At 47.9% G+C, this 17,021-nt stretch carries 15 protein-coding genes; all 15 read left to right on the top strand.

Going from position 1 to position 17,021, the window contains the following annotated elements:
• Positions 1–22: 22 nt before the first annotated feature.
• A complete protein-coding gene (gene dapF / locus M1K58_RS24515) occupies positions 23–856 on the top strand; it encodes a diaminopimelate epimerase (RefSeq protein ID WP_256761518.1) in 834 nt (277 codons plus the stop codon).
• Positions 857–1,027: 171 nt separating this feature from the next.
• Positions 1,028–1,312: an ArsR/SmtB family transcription factor gene (locus M1K58_RS24510; RefSeq protein ID WP_256761517.1), complete on the top strand. Its 285-nt coding sequence runs from the start codon at positions 1,028–1,030 to the stop codon at positions 1,310–1,312.
• Between the two features lie 71 nt (positions 1,313–1,383).
• A complete protein-coding gene (locus M1K58_RS24505; protein ID WP_256761516.1) occupies positions 1,384–2,595 on the top strand; it encodes an MFS transporter in 1,212 nt (403 codons plus the stop codon).
• A gap of 113 nt (positions 2,596–2,708) precedes the next feature.
• The gene (locus M1K58_RS24500) at positions 2,709–4,598 is read left to right on the top strand and encodes a bifunctional homocysteine S-methyltransferase/methylenetetrahydrofolate reductase (protein ID WP_256761515.1); all 1,890 of its coding nucleotides are present in this window, start codon (positions 2,709–2,711) and stop codon (positions 4,596–4,598) included.
• Positions 4,599–4,784: 186 nt separating this feature from the next.
• Positions 4,785–5,045, top strand: coding sequence for an extracellular matrix/biofilm regulator RemA (gene remA, locus M1K58_RS24495; RefSeq protein WP_169279764.1), 261 nt, complete (start codon positions 4,785–4,787; stop codon positions 5,043–5,045).
• Between the two features lie 9 nt (positions 5,046–5,054).
• Positions 5,055–5,681, top strand: a complete 627-nt coding sequence (gene gmk / locus M1K58_RS24490; RefSeq protein ID WP_256761514.1) for a guanylate kinase — start codon at positions 5,055–5,057, stop codon at positions 5,679–5,681.
• A gap of 13 nt (positions 5,682–5,694) precedes the next feature.
• Positions 5,695–5,913, top strand: coding sequence for a DNA-directed RNA polymerase subunit omega (gene rpoZ, locus M1K58_RS24485; RefSeq protein ID WP_256761513.1), 219 nt, complete (start codon positions 5,695–5,697; stop codon positions 5,911–5,913).
• 93 nt (positions 5,914–6,006) lie between these two features.
• Positions 6,007–7,266, top strand: coding sequence for a bifunctional phosphopantothenoylcysteine decarboxylase/phosphopantothenate--cysteine ligase CoaBC (gene coaBC / locus M1K58_RS24480; RefSeq protein ID WP_256761512.1), 1,260 nt, complete (start codon positions 6,007–6,009; stop codon positions 7,264–7,266).
• Entirely contained in the window at positions 7,263–9,758 is a 2,496-nt protein-coding gene (gene priA, locus M1K58_RS24475; RefSeq protein ID WP_256761511.1) for a primosomal protein N', read from the top strand. Before coaBC ends, priA begins: the two co-directional genes overlap by 4 nt.
• A gap of 219 nt (positions 9,759–9,977) precedes the next feature.
• A complete protein-coding gene (def, locus tag M1K58_RS24470; RefSeq protein ID WP_256761510.1) occupies positions 9,978–10,487 on the top strand; it encodes a peptide deformylase in 510 nt (169 codons plus the stop codon).
• A 1-nt stretch (position 10,488) separates the two neighbouring features.
• Positions 10,489–11,442, top strand: coding sequence for a methionyl-tRNA formyltransferase (gene fmt / locus M1K58_RS24465; RefSeq protein WP_256761509.1), 954 nt, complete (start codon positions 10,489–10,491; stop codon positions 11,440–11,442).
• Between the two features lie 201 nt (positions 11,443–11,643).
• Positions 11,644–13,041 (top strand): 16S rRNA (cytosine(967)-C(5))-methyltransferase RsmB, encoded by a 1,398-nt coding sequence (gene rsmB / locus M1K58_RS24460; protein WP_256761508.1) that lies wholly within the window; start codon positions 11,644–11,646, stop codon positions 13,039–13,041.
• A 35-nt stretch (positions 13,042–13,076) separates the two neighbouring features.
• Entirely contained in the window at positions 13,077–14,138 is a 1,062-nt protein-coding gene (gene rlmN / locus M1K58_RS24455; protein WP_256761507.1) for a dual-specificity RNA methyltransferase RlmN, read from the top strand.
• Positions 14,139–14,143: 5 nt separating this feature from the next.
• On the top strand, positions 14,144–14,911 hold the full coding sequence (locus tag M1K58_RS24450; protein ID WP_256761601.1) for a Stp1/IreP family PP2C-type Ser/Thr phosphatase: 768 nt from the start codon (positions 14,144–14,146) through the stop codon (positions 14,909–14,911).
• A complete protein-coding gene (gene pknB, locus M1K58_RS24445) occupies positions 14,908–16,995 on the top strand; it encodes a Stk1 family PASTA domain-containing Ser/Thr kinase (RefSeq protein ID WP_256761506.1) in 2,088 nt (695 codons plus the stop codon). The genes M1K58_RS24450 and pknB overlap by 4 nt, the downstream gene beginning before the upstream one ends.
• Positions 16,996–17,021: the final 26 nt, after the last annotated feature.

The raw sequence follows: 17,021 nt of genomic DNA, 5'->3' as shown, positions 1-17,021 counted from the left end.
GTATTCGCGGGGGAGATGTCAAATGGAATTTACGAAAATGAACGGACTAGGAAATGATTTTATTATCGTTGCTGGAGAGAATGACCTTCCAAGCAACGTTGCGGATTTGGCGATAGAGCTATGCAATCGTTACTTCGGCATCGGAGCCGATGGCTTGGTTTATATTTTACCTTCGGATAAAGCTGATTTCAGAATGAGAATTATTAATTCAGACGGATCGGAAGCAGAGCAATGCGGTAATGCAATCCGTTGTGTAGCGAAATATGTGTATGATAATGGACTGACAAGTCAAACAGAGCTAACCATTGAGACATTAGGTGCTGGCGTTCAACCTGTACAATTAAAAACAGAGGCTGGCAAAGTGGCGCTAGTTACCGTTGATATGGGACAACCGATTTTGAATGGGCTGGATATCCCTACGACGATTGATGCGAATCCGGTCATGAGCCACTCCGTTACGGTTGAAGGTCGAGAGTTCGCTTTCACGGCAGTATCCATGGGTAATCCTCACTGCGTGATTTACGTCGATGATGCGGTTAATTTCGATTTGGCGACTTGGGGACCGAAGCTGGAGAAGCATCCCTTGTTCCCTCGTAAAATCAATGTCGAGTTCGCTAAAGTAAACTCCCGCAGCCAAGTGGAGATGCGTGTGTGGGAACGTGGAGCGGGCCCAACACTCGCATGTGGTACAGGTGCCTGCGCGACATTGGTTTCCTCCGTGTTAAACGGCTTGACTGACCGCCAAGCAACCATCTCTCTCGCCGGCGGCGATCTAAATATTCATTGGAACGAGGATAATAACCGTATTTATATGACGGGTCCAGCAGCTTTTGTTTTCACGGGAAAGGTCCTGTAAGTAAAGCGATATCGGATTTACAAACTGTCTCTATGAAGAAGCATAAGCTTCTGTGAGGCAGTTTTTTTCGCCCTTTTTTTCGAGTTTGAGTTTACTTCTGCAGGGGTCTATGTTATTGTTTGTTTCGATACATATAGAAATAAACTTTTCCGACAATGAGGTGAGAAGAAGATGAGTGAGGACAACGTGGATATTCAGCAAGCTGTTAAAGTGTACAAAGCGCTCGGGGAACCCACACGCCTCAAGATTGCACTTATGCTTGCAGAGGGCGAAGTGAATTTGTGCTGCTCTGCTATCATGGAGAAGCTGGAGTCTGTAGCTGGTTCAACTTTGTCGCACCATCTGAAGCAGCTTACGGATTGCGGGGTGCTTAATCTTCGCAAGGACGGAACATTTATTTATTATCATGTCAATCGCGATATCGTGCAGAAATACGCACCCTATTTATTAGTGTAATTTTTTTCGTTTATATTTCTATATATTTAGAAATATAAAAACAATGGAGTGGAGAGAGGAGATAAATAGCTATGCGAGATTCTTGGAAAATTTACATGCTAGCACTCGTTAGCTTCCTGGTTGGAACGTCGGAAAATATTATCGCAGGCATCTTGGATAGGGTAGCTGGAGATGTGGGGGTATCGGTGGCCGCGGCGGGGCAGCTTATTACCGTATTCTCACTGGCTTATGCATTTGGAACACCGGTTCTAATGGCTATCACCGCTAGGATAGAGCGAAGGAAGCTTATGATAGGAGCACTAGGGGTATTCTTCGTCGGAAATGTGATCACGGTAATGGCTTCGGGATATATTCCGTTAATGGGCTCACGGGTGATATTGGCGCTTAGCACGGGGGTGTTCGTCGTGGTCGCGTTGACTGTAGCCGCGAAGCTGGCGAAGCCCGGTAAGCAAGGTAGTGCTATCGCGACGCTGGTTATGGGTTTCAGCACTTCATTGATTGTAGGTGTACCTCTAGGAAGGGTTATTGCGACTATATACGATTGGAAGCTCATATTTGCAGGCATCGCAGTGCTTAGTCTGCTTGCAATGGTAGCTATTTTGCGCACAATTCCGAAGTCGGAGGGGGAGGCACCAGTTCCGATCCGCGCACAGTTTGCACTCCTGAGGAATCCTCAAATCTCCATCGCCTTATCCGTAACCTTCTTCTGGATATTCGGTTACTCCATCGTTTATACCTATATCTCTCCATTCCTTCTATCGATCACCGGGATGGGCGAACGCACAGTAAGTATTGGACTGTTCGCTTTTGGTGTCGCAAGTCTGATTGGTTCCAAGCTTGGGGGCTACAGTACTGATAAATGGGGAGCGTCACGTACATTGATCGCAGGTATGCTTCTTCACTCAGGCGTTCTGTTCCTGTTATCTGCATTCTCACAATCGGTGGTATTCGTGTTCCCACTGCTCATGCTGTGGGCGTTCTCAGCATGGTCCTCTGGACCGACGCAGCAATACTATCTCATGACTTTGGCACCGGAAGCTTCTGGTATCATGCTTAGCTTGAATTCATCCGTGCTGCAGCTGGCGATGGCGGCAGGAGCAGGAATCGGAGGCGTTATCATACAAAGCGTGTCGCTGTCTGCGATAAGCTGGCTTGGTGCGGTTGGCGTTGCTATCGCAGCGTTGATGGCGGCAGCATCCTTCGGATTATCGCGCAATAAATCCAAGAATGCCGGACAAAAGCTTCGTTTAGCTGAAGCAGAGCCGGGAGCTACATGTTCTTAATAAGTGGATATCCGTACAACCCGATCGAATAAGATCGGGTTTTGCCATTTTCCCGAAGACGAAATTGTGCTACAGTTAGGATAATTTATCAAAAGAATGGATGGGGAAGCTTCATGAGACCGGATTTGCGCTCGGCGCTAGCTCTTAAACCCCGGGTTGGCGATGGTGCAATGGCTACTTACTTGTATCAGCTTGGCTTGCCTGTTGGTGTATCATTTGAAGAATTCAACCTGCTTAAACCCGATGTGATTGCAGATGTACATCGCCGTTACGCGGAAGCAGGGGCAGAAATTATTGAGACCAATACTTATTCCGCTCAACATAATAAATTATCCAGATATGGCTTAGAGAAGAAAACGGAAGAAATTAACGCCGCAGGTGTTGCTATTGCTCGTAAAGCAGTAGGTCATGATGCGTATGTCGTCGGATCTATAGGAGCCGTTCGAGGTGGCGCTGGTAAAAATGTAAGAACTGCAATCGTTAAGCGGGATTTCGAGGAGCAAATTGGTGTGTTGCTCGCATCTGGCGTAGACGGTTTAATATTGGAAACCTTTTTCGACCTTGAAGAGCTTTCCTTGGCGTTATCGATAATTCGTAAGAAAAGCGACATCAGTGTGATTTGCCAGTTCGCTGTTGAAGATGCACAAAGGACTCACGATGGCATTCCGTTGCTAGAAGCCTTTCGCAGGCTGAAGGGCGAAGGCGCTGATGTTATCGGCTTTAACTGCCGCAGCGGTCCGAATGGTATTCTACGCGCACTGGAAACAATCCCAAGTGACTTTGACTTGCCATTAAGCGTGTTTCCTAACGCAGGCATACCGGATTATGTGGATGGCCAAGTCATCTACTCGGCTACGCCAGAGTATTTCGCTGCGTCAGCTATCAAATTTGCAAATGCGGGAGCACGATTAATCGGAGGCTGCTGCGGGACGACGCCAGAGCATATTGCGGCAATTGCCAAAGCACTACATGACTATACACCGATTGTACAAGGTGCTGCTTCTGCGGAAGCTCCACAGGCGAAAGCGACAGAGGCTAAAGAAGTTATTTCTCCCAAATTAGCCTATGAAAACAATATAACGCCACCTCATGCTGAGCCAAGCATTGTCGATCTTGTGCGGGAACGACATACGGTTATCGTTGAGTTGGATCCGCCACGTGATCTTGACATCACCAAGTTTATGGCTGGCGCTCAAGCCTTGAAGGATGCGAAGGCGGATGCGTTAACGATGGCGGATAATTCACTTGCTGTCACGAGAATGAGTAATATGGCGCTCGCTGCACTCCTTAAAGAACAAGTAGGTATCCGCCCGCTAGCTCATATTGCATGCCGTGATCGTAATTTGATCGGTACACAATCCCATATGATGGGCTTCGACGCTCTTGGTATCGACCACGTATTGGCGGTAACGGGTGATCCTGCCAAGTTTGGTGATTTGCCAGGCTCAAGCTCTGTCTACGATTTAACTTCATTTGAAATCATACGTATGATTAAACAATTAAATGAGGGTATTGCCTTTTCTGGCCGTCCGCTTAAGCAGAAGGCTAAGTTTCTTATCGGCGCTGCCTTCAATCCGAACGTGAAGCATTTGGACAAAGCGGTTCAGCGGCTAGAGCGCAAAATATCGGCTGGTGCAGACTACATCATGACTCAGCCTGTATATGATCCAGCATTGATCGAACGTATTGCCGAGATGACGAAGCACTTGAGTATTCCGATATTTTTAGGTATTTTCCCGCTTGCCAGCGGTCGTAATGCGGAATACCTCCATAATGAGGTTCCTGGCATTCAGCTATCGGATTCCGTTCGCGAGCGAATGAACGGGTTGGAGGGTCCAGCAGGACGCGCGGAAGGTGTTAAAATTGCAGAAGAGTTGTTAGATGTGGCGATGGCCCATTTTAACGGAATCTATTTAATGACGCCGTTTCTGGCGTATGAGATGACCGTTTCATTGACGGAATATGTAAGAAAGAAAAGTAATAATTTGACTTTCGGTAAGTAACCTGCTTCATCCTCTTGTCCCACATTGGGATTTGAAGTACAATAAAGCAATCAATAGATAGATAAAAAGATTAGGCATTTTCAAGCCTACAGTATGCGGTGAATCGCTTTCGGTAACAATGGAAGCAAGTTCGGTTACCCGCTTTAATGCTGTTTGGTAGGAATGACCGGGGGGAAAGTGCTAACCATGGCGATCAAGCTGATTAATATCGGATTTGGCAATATCGTTTCAGCGAATCGGATTATATCCATTGTCAGTCCAGAATCGGCGCCGATTAAACGTATTATCCAAGAAGCGCGGGATCGACATATGCTAATCGACGCGACCTATGGTCGTCGTACCCGTGCTGTTATAATTACGGATAGCGATCACGTTATTTTGTCGGCAGTTCAGCCGGAAACAGTAGCGCACCGGTTGTCTACTAAAGATGATGAAAACGATGAATAGGGGAACAGCATGAGCAGAGGTATTTTATTCGTACTTTCCGGTCCTTCCGGGGTTGGCAAAGGCACAGTATGCTCCTCGTTACGTCATAAGCTTCCTGAATTAATTTATTCCGTTTCCGCGACTACTCGGTCACCCCGGGAAGGCGAACAGGACGGAGTTAACTATTTTTTCAAATCACGTGAGCAGTTTCTGCATATGATAGAAAATGACGCACTTCTCGAGCATGCGGAGTACGTCGGTAACTATTATGGGACACCTCGGGATTTTGTGGAGAAGACGCTATCGGAAGGCAAAGATATTATTCTCGAGATCGAAGTTCAAGGAGCGTTGAAAGTTAGGGAAAAGTTCGCCGAAGGCGTATTTATTTTCCTGATGCCTCCTTCTCTTAATGAACTAAAGCAAAGGATCGTAGGAAGAGGGACGGAGACACAGGCAACGATCGACCATCGGCTTTCAGTAGCTGTGGAAGAGATGAACCTGTTGCACCACTACGATTATGCAGTTGTTAATGATGAGATTAATCATGCTTGCGACAGAATCTGCGCTATCATTACGGCGGAGCATTGTAAACGTGAGAGATTTCTAGGTGAGCTGTTCCAACAGCTGGAAGTCGTTAATACTGCAGATAAAGTCTGAAAGAGGTGATATCATGTTATATCCATCCATCGATGAATTGGTCAAGAAAGTCGACAGCAAATACACGCTTGTCGTAGCTGCTTCGAAGAGAGCTCGCGGATTGCGCGAGGGCGTTATGTGCAACTTAGGTGCACCTAAATCCCACAAGTATGTTGGCGTTGCACTCGAAGAAATTTACCACGAAGCGATCAAAGTCGAGCATCTGAAGACGAACACTTTGAATAGAGATTAAGATAAGGTGTTGTAATTGGATAAGGTTAGAAGGAAGGACAACCCATGCGGTTGTTTTTTTTCTAGACAATCCTTTTTGCTATAGGGGGAAGCTATGAATAAGACACTATCGGGAAAAACGATCCTACTTGGCGTAACGGGTGGGATAGCTGCGTACAAATCTGCTACTTTGTGTAGCAGGTTAGTTAATCTCGGCGCAAATGTAAGAGTCATGATGACGAAAGGCGCTACGCAATTCATAACTCCTCTGACTCTACAGACGTTGACACGCCATCCCGTTGCAACAGACGTCTTTGATGAACGCGACGCTTCTATCGTGCAGCACATCGATTGGGCGGATTCCGCAGATCTGGCCGTTATCGCTCCGGCTACCGCGAACATGTTGTCCAAGCTCGCAAATGGTTTAGCTGACGATATGATTAGTACAACGCTGCTAGCAACGACAGCTCCGTTATTAATTGCTCCAGCAATGAACGTACATATGTGGGAACATCCTGCTGTGATTGATAATGTCAATAAGCTAGCTTCTCGAGGAGCAACCTTCGTGGAGCCTGGAACAGGCCAGTTGGCATGTGGCTATGTGGGCAAGGGACGTCTTGCTGAGCCGGACGAGATCGTTGAAGCTATTGTTAAGATGCTAGTTGGGCCAAAGCCTTTGACGGGTCAACGCGTGCTGGTGACTGCAGGTGGTACAGTGGAGAGAATTGATCCCGTCCGCTATATTACAAATGATTCTTCAGGGAAAATGGGCTTTGCACTAGCGGAGGCAGCACGAGATCGTGGCGCTGAGGTCACGCTCGTATGTGGGAAGACCGAAGCGGCACCACCTAACGGGGTGCAAATCGTCAAAATCGATTCGGCTAAGGAAATGTACGATGCCGTGATGGCACGTCTTCCGGGCACGAATATCGTCTTCAAGGCGGCTGCGGTTGCAGATTATCGTCCCTTGCATCAAGAGGAGCACAAAATCAAAAAAAGCGCTGAAGCACTTACGTTGGAGCTTGTTCGCAACCCCGATATTTTGCAAGGAATAGGGGATTGGAAGACGAACCAAACAATTAAGAATGATCTATTCCTTATTGGATTCGCTGCGGAGACGACGGATGTTGAGAAGCACGCGATAGATAAATTGAAACGTAAAAAATGCGATTTAATCGTGGCGAATGACGTGACGGCATCAGGTGCGGGATTCGGGACGGAAACGAATATCGTTAGCGTATATGGACCTCAAGGACTTATAGAGCATATTCCACAAATGACCAAGCGAGATGTCGCTGAACGATTGTTGGATATCGTACAAGCTAATCGGAATGGTTTGGAAGCACATAGTGCCGGGAAAGGAACGAATCGATGACAGTTGCCCGGGTGATCGTAGATGTTCCGAGCAAAGAAACAGATCGCACCTTCGACTATTTGATTCCGGAGCGGTTGAATGGCTGGGTGGAAATCGGCAGTCGGGTAGCGGTGCCCTTCGGGCCGCGCAAGCTCCAGGGTATTGTGACAGGGCTTGCGGAAGATGCGGAAGTAGCATATACGAAGCTGAAGCCAATTGAAGATTTGCTCGACGCGATTCCTCCACTTTCTCCTGAACTGGTTGAGCTTGGACAATGGATGAGCAGAAGATGGCTATGCCCACTGACCGTAGCTCTCCAAGCGATGCTGCCTGCAGCGCTTAAAGGACGTTCCGAGAAATACGTATATCCAGCCGCTGGAGCTGAGTGGTCTGTAGAAGAGACCGCCCAAAGTGGCGGTCTCTTGCTTGCGCTTAAGAAGGGTAAACCCTTAAAGCTGACAAGCTTACTTCTACAATATCCTGAACATGGGGATCTGCTTAAGCGCTGGATGCGCCAAGGAAAACTTGAAGAACGTCAGCGGGTTGAGGATCAATTGTCTGTTAAGACAGTCCAAACCGTGTTTCCGGAGCAACCTTCAACTTTGCTGCAAGCCATAGAAAGTATACCCACCAGGGCGAATAAGCAAAGGGAAGTGCTTCGCTACTTAGCTGAAAATAATGCTCCAATTGCAGTGTTGAAGCTAACGGAAGCTGCAGCGACAACCTCGTTTACAATCCGTGCTCTTGCGGAACGGGGCTTAGTCGAGATTCGATCTGTGACAGAGGATCGCGACCCCTATGCCCATAGGGACTTTCCTGCATCCACACCAATGAAGCTTACTCCTAAGCAAGCGGTTGCGTTATTACCGATTCAAACGGCAATAGAAGAGCAGAAATGTGAGACGTTCCTCCTTCATGGCGTGACGGGTAGCGGGAAAACAGAAATTTATTTGCAAGGGATCCAAAGGTGTTTGGAATTAGGGCGAGAAGCCATTGTCCTCGTTCCGGAAATTGCTTTGACCCCACAAATGGTAGAACGTTTCAAAAGCCGGTTCGGAGCAAGGGTCGCTGTTCTACACAGCAGATTATCTAACGGTGAGCGTTACGATGAGTGGCGCAAGATCAGAGAAGGTCGGGCGCAGGTTGCAGTTGGGGCACGTTCTGCTATTTTCGCACCATTCGCAAGTATTGGACTTATCGTTATTGATGAAGAACACGAGACGTCCTATAAGCAAGAAGAAAGTCCCAAATATCACGCGCGAGATGTTGCCATTGAACGTGCGCGTTTGCATAATGCAGTTGTTGTGCTTGGTTCGGCGACTCCAGCATTGGAAACGTATGAGGCTGCTGTCTATACTGGACAGGGAACTGGGCTTAAGAACATGCAATATATTTCCTTGCCTGAGAGAGTAGCCAATCGTCCCCTGCCCGGTGTAAGTATTGTAGATATGCGTGAAGAGCTTAAGCTGGGCAATCGCGCGATGTTTAGTAGGCCTTTGGCTGAGGCGATTAGAGATCGACTTGTCAAAAAAGAACAGATCGTGCTACTCCTTAATCGTCGTGGCTATGCCACTTTTGTAATGTGTCGTTCTTGTGGGTATACAGCCGCGTGTCCCCATTGTGAGATCTCTCTTACGTATCACCGAGGTTCGCAAAATCTCCGTTGTCATTATTGTGGGTATTCGGAAGCAGAACCGAAAACATGTCCGAGCTGTGAAAGCCCGCATATCCGATTTTTCGGGACGGGAACTCAGAAGGTGGAAGAATCGCTGGCAGAGACTTTCCCAGGTATTCGAGTGATTCGAATGGATGTGGATACGACGTCTGAGAAGGGCTCCCATGAGAAATGGCTGACAGAATTTCGTGAACGTCGCGCGGATGTGTTACTCGGAACCCAGATGGTCGCCAAAGGCTTGGACTTCCCATATGTCACATTAGTAGGTGTGCTGGCAGCGGACGCTGCATTAAGACTGCCGGACTTTCGAGCCGCAGAGCGCACGTTTCAATTGCTGACCCAGGTGGCGGGAAGGGCTGGACGTCATGAGTTGCCTGGAGAGGTCATCATTCAGACTTACGACAATGAGCATGAATCTATTACATCTGTCCAAGGTCACGACTACAAGGGATTCGTGGAGAGGGCGCTTATGCTGCGGAAGCAGCTTGGGTATCCACCTTATGGTCGACTAATCTCCGTAACCTTTTCGCATGAATCGGTGCCGATGCTGCTTTCCACTGGGGGGAGATTTGCGTCCGAGATGCGGGAGAGAGCGGTAGCGTTGGGCATTCGCAAAGATTTTGATAGAGGGGGAAACGCGGCTCTGGAAGTACTGGGACCCGTTTCTTCGCCAATCGCTCGATTGAAAGATCGCTACCGTTTTCAATGTATGGTAAAATATCGAGGAGACGTCGATGCAAGTCTATTGACTTCTCAAGTGCTTCAAGAGATGGGAGATGCGGTTAAACGTGGGGGCGTGCAGGTAAGCGTCGACGTAGACCCGCAAATGATGCTTTAAGAGGAAGTTCAAAAAGTCAGCTTTTGATCACGAAGTTATACAAGGAGCTAATTCGACATCGAATCTTGAATGCAGCCGGACCTTCCGGTGCTCACGTAGGTTTTCCTACGCTCCGCTCCTCAGTTCCTAGCTTCATTCAACCTTATCGGTGCTGAAAAGCTGTCTTTTTGAATAAATATATCTAGTTAAACTTTTAGAGTGAAAAGGAAGGATGCCGTTATGTCAATTCGATTGATCGTGAAACACCCTGATGCTGTGCTTCGGGAAAGAGCGCAGGAAGTGACGAAGTTCAATGCCAACCTGCACAAATTGCTAAACGACATGGCCGATACAATGTATGAAGCCGATGGAGTTGGGTTAGCTGCACCTCAGGTCGGAATATTGAAGCGGGTAATCGTCGTTGATGTGGGGGATGAACATGAGCTCATCGAGTTGATCAATCCAGAGATCGTCTCCGCAGAAGGTGAGCAACTTGGACCAGAGGGCTGCCTTAGCATTCCTGGACTTCAAGGAGATGTTCGTCGTGCCAATCGGATCGTTATCCGGGGTCAGGACCGCTACGGTAAACCGATACAATATGAGAGTACGGAATTTCTATCAAGAGCGTTTCAACACGAGGTAGATCACCTGAACGGAGTATTGTTCATCGATACGGCGGAATCCGTATACGAAGCTCGCAAATTGAGTGAACAAGAATCTGAGCAAGAGCAGGAGCAGGATGGAGAATAGCATGAAAATATTATTTATGGGAACACCACAATTCGCTGTTTCCTCGTTAGCCTTGTTATTGGAGCAGGGCTATGAGATCGCAGCGGTCGTAACACAACCCGATCGACCGAAGGGTCGCAAACGGGAACTGACTCCGTCGCCGGTGAAAGTTTTTGCTCTTGAGCAAGGACTTACCGTGCTGCAGCCGGAGAAGCTGCGATCTCCTGAAGGGGTAGCCGAGGTTACGGCTATTGCACCTGACATCATTATTACTGCAGCATATGGGCAAATTTTACCGAAATCCGTGTTGGATTTGCCGCGCTTAGGATGTATAAATGTGCATGGCTCGTTGCTTCCTCGTTATCGAGGTGGAGCGCCAATCCAACGTTCGATCATAAATGGGGAGTCCGTCACGGGCGTCACGTTGATGTATATGGCGGAAGGCTTGGACACCGGTGATATGATCGCCAAGGTTGAAGTGCCGATTACCGACGAGGATACGGCGGGATCGATATTCGAAAAGCTAAGCGAATCAGGAGCTCAGCTTCTGTTGGAATGGCTGCCTCGTATCGCTGAAGGCTCTGTCATTCGGACGCCACAGATAGACAGTGATGCAACCTATGCTCCAAATCTGACACGTGAGGATGAAAAGCTGGATTGGCAGCAGTCTTCTCGTCAGGTGTTTAATCGGGTGAGAGGGCTCAATCCGATGGCGGGAGGCTTCACTTATTTGGATGGTGAGGTATTTAAGGTATGGGGTTGCCGTATTCCTGAACAAGCTGATTCAAAATTGGGGTCAGAGTGGATCTCATTTGCACCTGGGTCGGTGTTAGAAACAGGTACTTTCGGTATTCGAATCCGAACAGGTGATGGCAGCATTGTGTTGACAGAGGTTCAGCCAGCAGGAAAGAAGGCTCTAGCAGCAGCGGAATATGCCAAAGGCGCGCGGCTTGCCCCCGGTAAGGTGCTCGGGTAACCCCGGGCTTTTTTACTTGAGAGAAAGATTGTTCTGGGTGAGATCGGCACGAAGTAAGATAGATGGCTGGCGGCGGCTTAAATGCGGTGTTGAAGTTGGAACAGCGTGATAGACCGCTGGCAGCGGCTTAGATGCAGAGTAGATGCTGCAATTACGGAACAATAATTGGATAACAACGATAGCGAGATAAGGATGCGAATAATGAAGAAACCAAATCGATTGCCCGGCGGTAAGCCGCAAGGGGCTCGAGAAGTTGCGATGATCGTGTTGCATAATATTGAGATGCAAGGCGCTTATAGCGGGCTGGAGCTTAACCAAGCGCTGCAATCGTCCGAGCTGTCACGCCCCGATGCGGGACTGGCAACCGAGCTTGTATATGGTACGATACAGCGACTCAATACGATAGATCATGACTTGAAGAGCAGGGTGAAAGGCTGGCCTAACAAAGTCGAGCCATGGGTACGAAGCTTGCTGCGGATGAGTTATTATCAGTTGCGCTGGCTGACTCGGGTGCCGGCTCATGCGGCCGTGGATGAAGCGGTTCGTATCGCTAAGAAGCGGGGACATGCGGGAATCGGAGGGCTTGTTAATGGTGTCTTACGCGGACTTTTGCGGGAGGGCTTCGAATCCCCATTGCCGGATACCCTGTCTACGTCTGAACGGATTTCGCTTGAGCAAAGCCACCCATTGTGGCTTGTGGAGCGGTGGATTGAAGAGCATGGAGCAAAGCTAACTGAAGAAATCTGTACTGCGAATAATGAGCATCCCCATGCTTCAGCACGGGTCAATCGTCTACGTTTTTCCCGCGATCAGGTGATGTCCGGAATGACGGATGCAGGTATGGAAGTGTCAGCGTCTCCTCTAGCTAATGCTGGCATTATTGTGATGAAAGCCGGCAATCTTGTCCATTCGGATTGGTTTCAACAAGGTTTTATTTCCATACAGGATGAAAGCTCGATGCTCGTTGCTGCGGTAGCTGATCCCAAACCTGGCATGATCGTGTTAGATTGCTGTGCTGCTCCGGGTGGGAAAACAGCTCATCTTGCGGAAATCATGAATAATGAAGGCAAAGTCATTGCCAATGATGTGCATCCACATAAAGAGGCATTAATTAAACAGCAAGCGGAACGTCTTGAACTAACTAGCGTACAGACGATGACTGGAGACGCTCTTGAGCTACCAGAGCGAATTGCACCACAGTCTTGCGATGTCGTGCTTCTTGATGCTCCTTGCTCTGGACTTGGGGTAATTCGCCGTAAGCCAGAAATTAAATGGAACAAATCTGCAGAAGATATAACAAGCTTATCTATTTTGCAAACTCAATTACTCAGAAAAGTACAATCCCTCGTTAAGCCAGGTGGCGTGCTCGTGTACAGTACCTGCACGATAGCTTCTGAGGAGAATGAAAATACGATCCGGCAATTTATTAAAGAGTATCCGGAGTTTACTCTGGATGCACAGTGGCCTGATGAGGTGCTAGCCCCGATACGCGAAAGTGGATATTTACCCGACAACTTCGCTGGGATGCTACAACTACTTCCCCATATGTTCGGCAGTGATGGGTTCTTTATCGCTCGCTTACGGAAGCAGAGCCTATAATTTTATGGTAAAATAATTAAATGGTGGTGACGAAATTGGATATTGAGCAAAACAATCCTTTTATTTATGATTTGACTCTAGAAGACATTCAAGATTGGATTAAGGAGCAGGGCGAGCCTGCTTTTCGTGCGGGACAAATATTTGATTGGATTTACGTGAAGCGAGTGGGCTCCTTTGAGGAAATGTCGAATTTGCCAAAGCCCCTCAGGGATAAGCTGACGACTAGCTTCCGATTCATAACGTTAACGGAAATCGCAAAGTTCGAGTCCAAGGACGGAACGATGAAGTTCCTGTTCGGATTACACGATGATCATGCGATCGAGACCGTTATTATGAAGCATAATTATGGCAATAGCGTCTGTGTAACGACCCAGGTTGGTTGCCGGATCGGTTGTACGTTCTGCGCTTCCACTTTAGGGGGACTCAAACGAAGCTTAACGGCTGGAGAAATTATTGCACAGGTCGTTCAAGCGCAAAGGATTCTCGATCCGGAAAATGAACGTGTATCGAGCATTGTCATCATGGGTATCGGTGAACCTTTCGAGAACTATGATGCCACAATGCAGTTTTTACGCACGATGATCCATCCTAAGGGCTTGAATATCGGAGCGAGACACATCACTGTCTCGACGAGCGGAATCGTGCCTAGTATGATCAAGTTTGCAGATGAGAACACACAGATCAATCTGGCCATCTCCATTCATGCACCTAATGACGCGCTCCGTTCGAAGCTGATGCCGGTCAATAGACGGTTTCCCTTTGTGGACGTGATAAATGCATGTAAGTATTACATCGAGAAAACGGGTCGGCGCATTACGTTCGAATATGCGTTAATCGGTAGTGTGAACGATCGTCCAGAACATGCGGAAGAGCTAGCGATGGTACTCAAGGACATGATGTGCCATGTAAACCTTATTCCTGTCAACTACGTTCCTGAACGAAATTACGTAAGAACACCACGAGACGATATTTTTGAGTTCCAGCGCATTTTGCAGAAGCATAACGTTAATGTAACGATTCGTAGGGAGCAAGGCCATGATATTGCAGCAGCTTGTGGTCAACTGCGAGCGAAGCACATGGAGACGACGACGGGGTGATTGATGTGAAGACGGTATTGCAAAGTCATGTCGGCAAAGTCAGGCAGGTCAATGAAGACCAAGCTTGGAGTGGTATTCTATCCAGCGGCTTGACGGTTGCCATCGTTGCAGATGGAATGGGTGGTCATCGTGCGGGTGATGTAGCAAGTGCACTCGCGGTAGATAGCTTAGTGCAATCCTTACAGGTTTGGGGAGAAGCTTCATCCTTGACGGATGGAGCCACTTCACTTAGGGATATGATTCGCACTGCCAATAAAGTCGTATACGAAACAGCATCTCTTAACGAGCAGTATCACAATATGGGGACAACGGTCGTAACGGCTTTACTAGACGGTAGCACCGGATTAATCGGTCATATCGGTGACAGTAGAGCGTATCGATTACGAAATGGACAGCTGGAGCAGTTAACGGAAGATCACACTCTCGTTAACGAACTGACGAAATCGGGCCAACTCAGTCCTGAAGAAGCAGCCCACCACCCCCGTCGGAATGTATTGACTAGAGCTCTAGGTACTGATCGTGAAGTCGAAGTAGATGTTCGGGCTATCGATTGGCAAGCTGGGGATATGCTATTGCTTTGTAGCGATGGGTTAAGCGGGTTAGTAGAGCCTGCCCTAGTTCAAGCCACATTGGACAATCCGAGCACGAACATGGAGCAACAAGCTCAAACACTTATCGATCTTGCGTTAGCAGCTGGTGGAGACGATAATATTACCGTTGTTCTGGTGTCAGACGATGGAAGGGCTTATGCCGCAGGAGGGGATACAGCGTGATCGGACAAACGCTTAGCAACCGTTACGAACTGCTGGCTCGTGTTGGCGGAGGCGGGATGGCGCTAGTATACAAAGCACGGGACTTATTACTTAATCGTTTTGTAGCTGTAAAAGTATTACGCCAGCAATTTACTCACGATGAGGATTTCGTGAGACGTTTCCGTCGCGAGGCACAAGCCGCAGCGTCTTTGTCTCATTCGAACATTGTGAGCATCTATGATGTTGGACAAGTGGAAGATACGCATTATATCGTCATGGAATTTATTGACGGTGCAAATTTAAACGAAATCATTCGCGATCGGGCACCTTTGCAGGCAGAAGAAGCCGTGAGAATTACGGCTCAAATTTGTGATGCATTGGAACATGCCCATCATAATCAAATTATTCATCGCGATATTAAACCGCATAACATTCTGATTGGCAATAACGGACGTGTAAAGGTGACGGACTTCGGTATCGCTCGTGCCGTTACTTCATCAACGATCACGCAAACGGGCTCTGTCATTGGTTCAGTGCACTATTTTTCTCCAGAACACGCTAAAGGTGTGGCAACGGGCGAGAAATCGGATTTGTATTCCTTGGGAATTGTGCTCTATCAGATGATGACGGGGAGATTGCCATTTTTAGGCGAGAGTCCGATTAGCGTAGCACTTAAGCATTTGCAGGAGCCATTCGAGCAGCCGCGCAAGGTGAATCCTTACATCCCACAAAGCGTGGAAAATATTATTTTGCGGGCAATGCGTAAAAATCCTCAAGAACGTTATGACTCTGCGAAGGAAATGCTGTTGGATCTAGAAACCTGCTTGCGACCACAACGGTTAAACGAGCCTGCAGTGAAGTACTTGAGCGATGAGGAAGACGAGAACAGAACGAGAGTGATCCCTGCCATCCGTCCAGACATGGTCAATACGATGGAGGCTCCAGCTGTTAAAGTGGCGAGTTCGAATAACTCGGATCAATGGAATTCGGAAGGTTCAGATGAGCGTAAGCGCAAATGGGTCATGCCGACGGTTCTAGGGGGATTCGCGATCATCTTGATCGGGATTCTCATCTGGGCAGTTTCAGCCTTAAAAGGCCAGATGCCTGATGATGTTCTAGTACCCGATGTGGTTGGGCAATTAGAACAAGAAGCGAAGAACATGTTGACTACTGCCGGGTTTACGATAGCGGATCCGATTATTTACGAAGAGACAGAGGATAAGGACGCAGATGGAAAGGTTATTGCCCAGGACAAAGCGAATATGGAAGCCAAAGAAGGCTCTGAGATTCAATTGACAGTCGGCAGGAAGAAGGATCTCCCGTTGATGCCGGACCTGCGGGGCAAAACCTTTGAGGATGCTCGCGATTATTTGAAAGAGACTTTAGGTGTTGACAAGGATAACATATTACCTAGTCCGATATTCGATAAGAGCGAGCCGGGAACCGTGCTTGATCAGTTTCCTAAGAAGGATTCTCCATTTGACCCAAGTGTCCCAGATATGAAGATTACTCTCACGATCAGTAAAGGAGAGGAAGCTTTCCCGATGCCGAATCTGATCGGCGACTCGTTGGATGTGGCCAAAGCGAAGATTGAGAAAGCTAATCTCAAGCTGCCAGCTGCCAATATCCACATGGAGACCAGCTACACACCTAAAGGTGAAGTGTTTAAACAATTCCCCTTGGATGAGAACGAGATGGTAACGGCACAGATGGAGGTTTCCATTTGGATTAGCAGTGGGTATCCGAAGGATTCCAAAACTCAGCCATTAGATGTCACTGTGTCCCCTGCAGTAGAGGGGGAATCGAGTAAAATTATGATCAAGTACTCGGATGCCAGAGGCGACAATATCGAAGCGGTTACGAAAAAAATTAGCGCTACGACTTCGATACCCATTACATTGATTCTGTCGCCAACCAAGGATGGTATCATTTACATTTTCCGTGATGGGCAGCTGATACAAACGGAGCATGTGCCATATCTTGCTATTCCGGTTACCGTTGAGCCTGATGTTCCTGTTGATAGCGGAGGCGGTACAAATACAGGAGAAGTTCCACCAAGCAATGAGGGAATAGATCCTGTTGATTTAGGAACGACAAACGAGTAATGACCAATCGAAGAATGACAACTAGA

The organism is Cohnella sp. WQ 127256 (assembly GCF_024519285.1).
GTDB lineage: Bacteria > Bacillota > Bacilli > Paenibacillales > Paenibacillaceae > Cohnella.
Note: the sequence above shows the minus strand (reverse complement) of the source record. Positions and strands in the feature narration are given on the sequence as shown.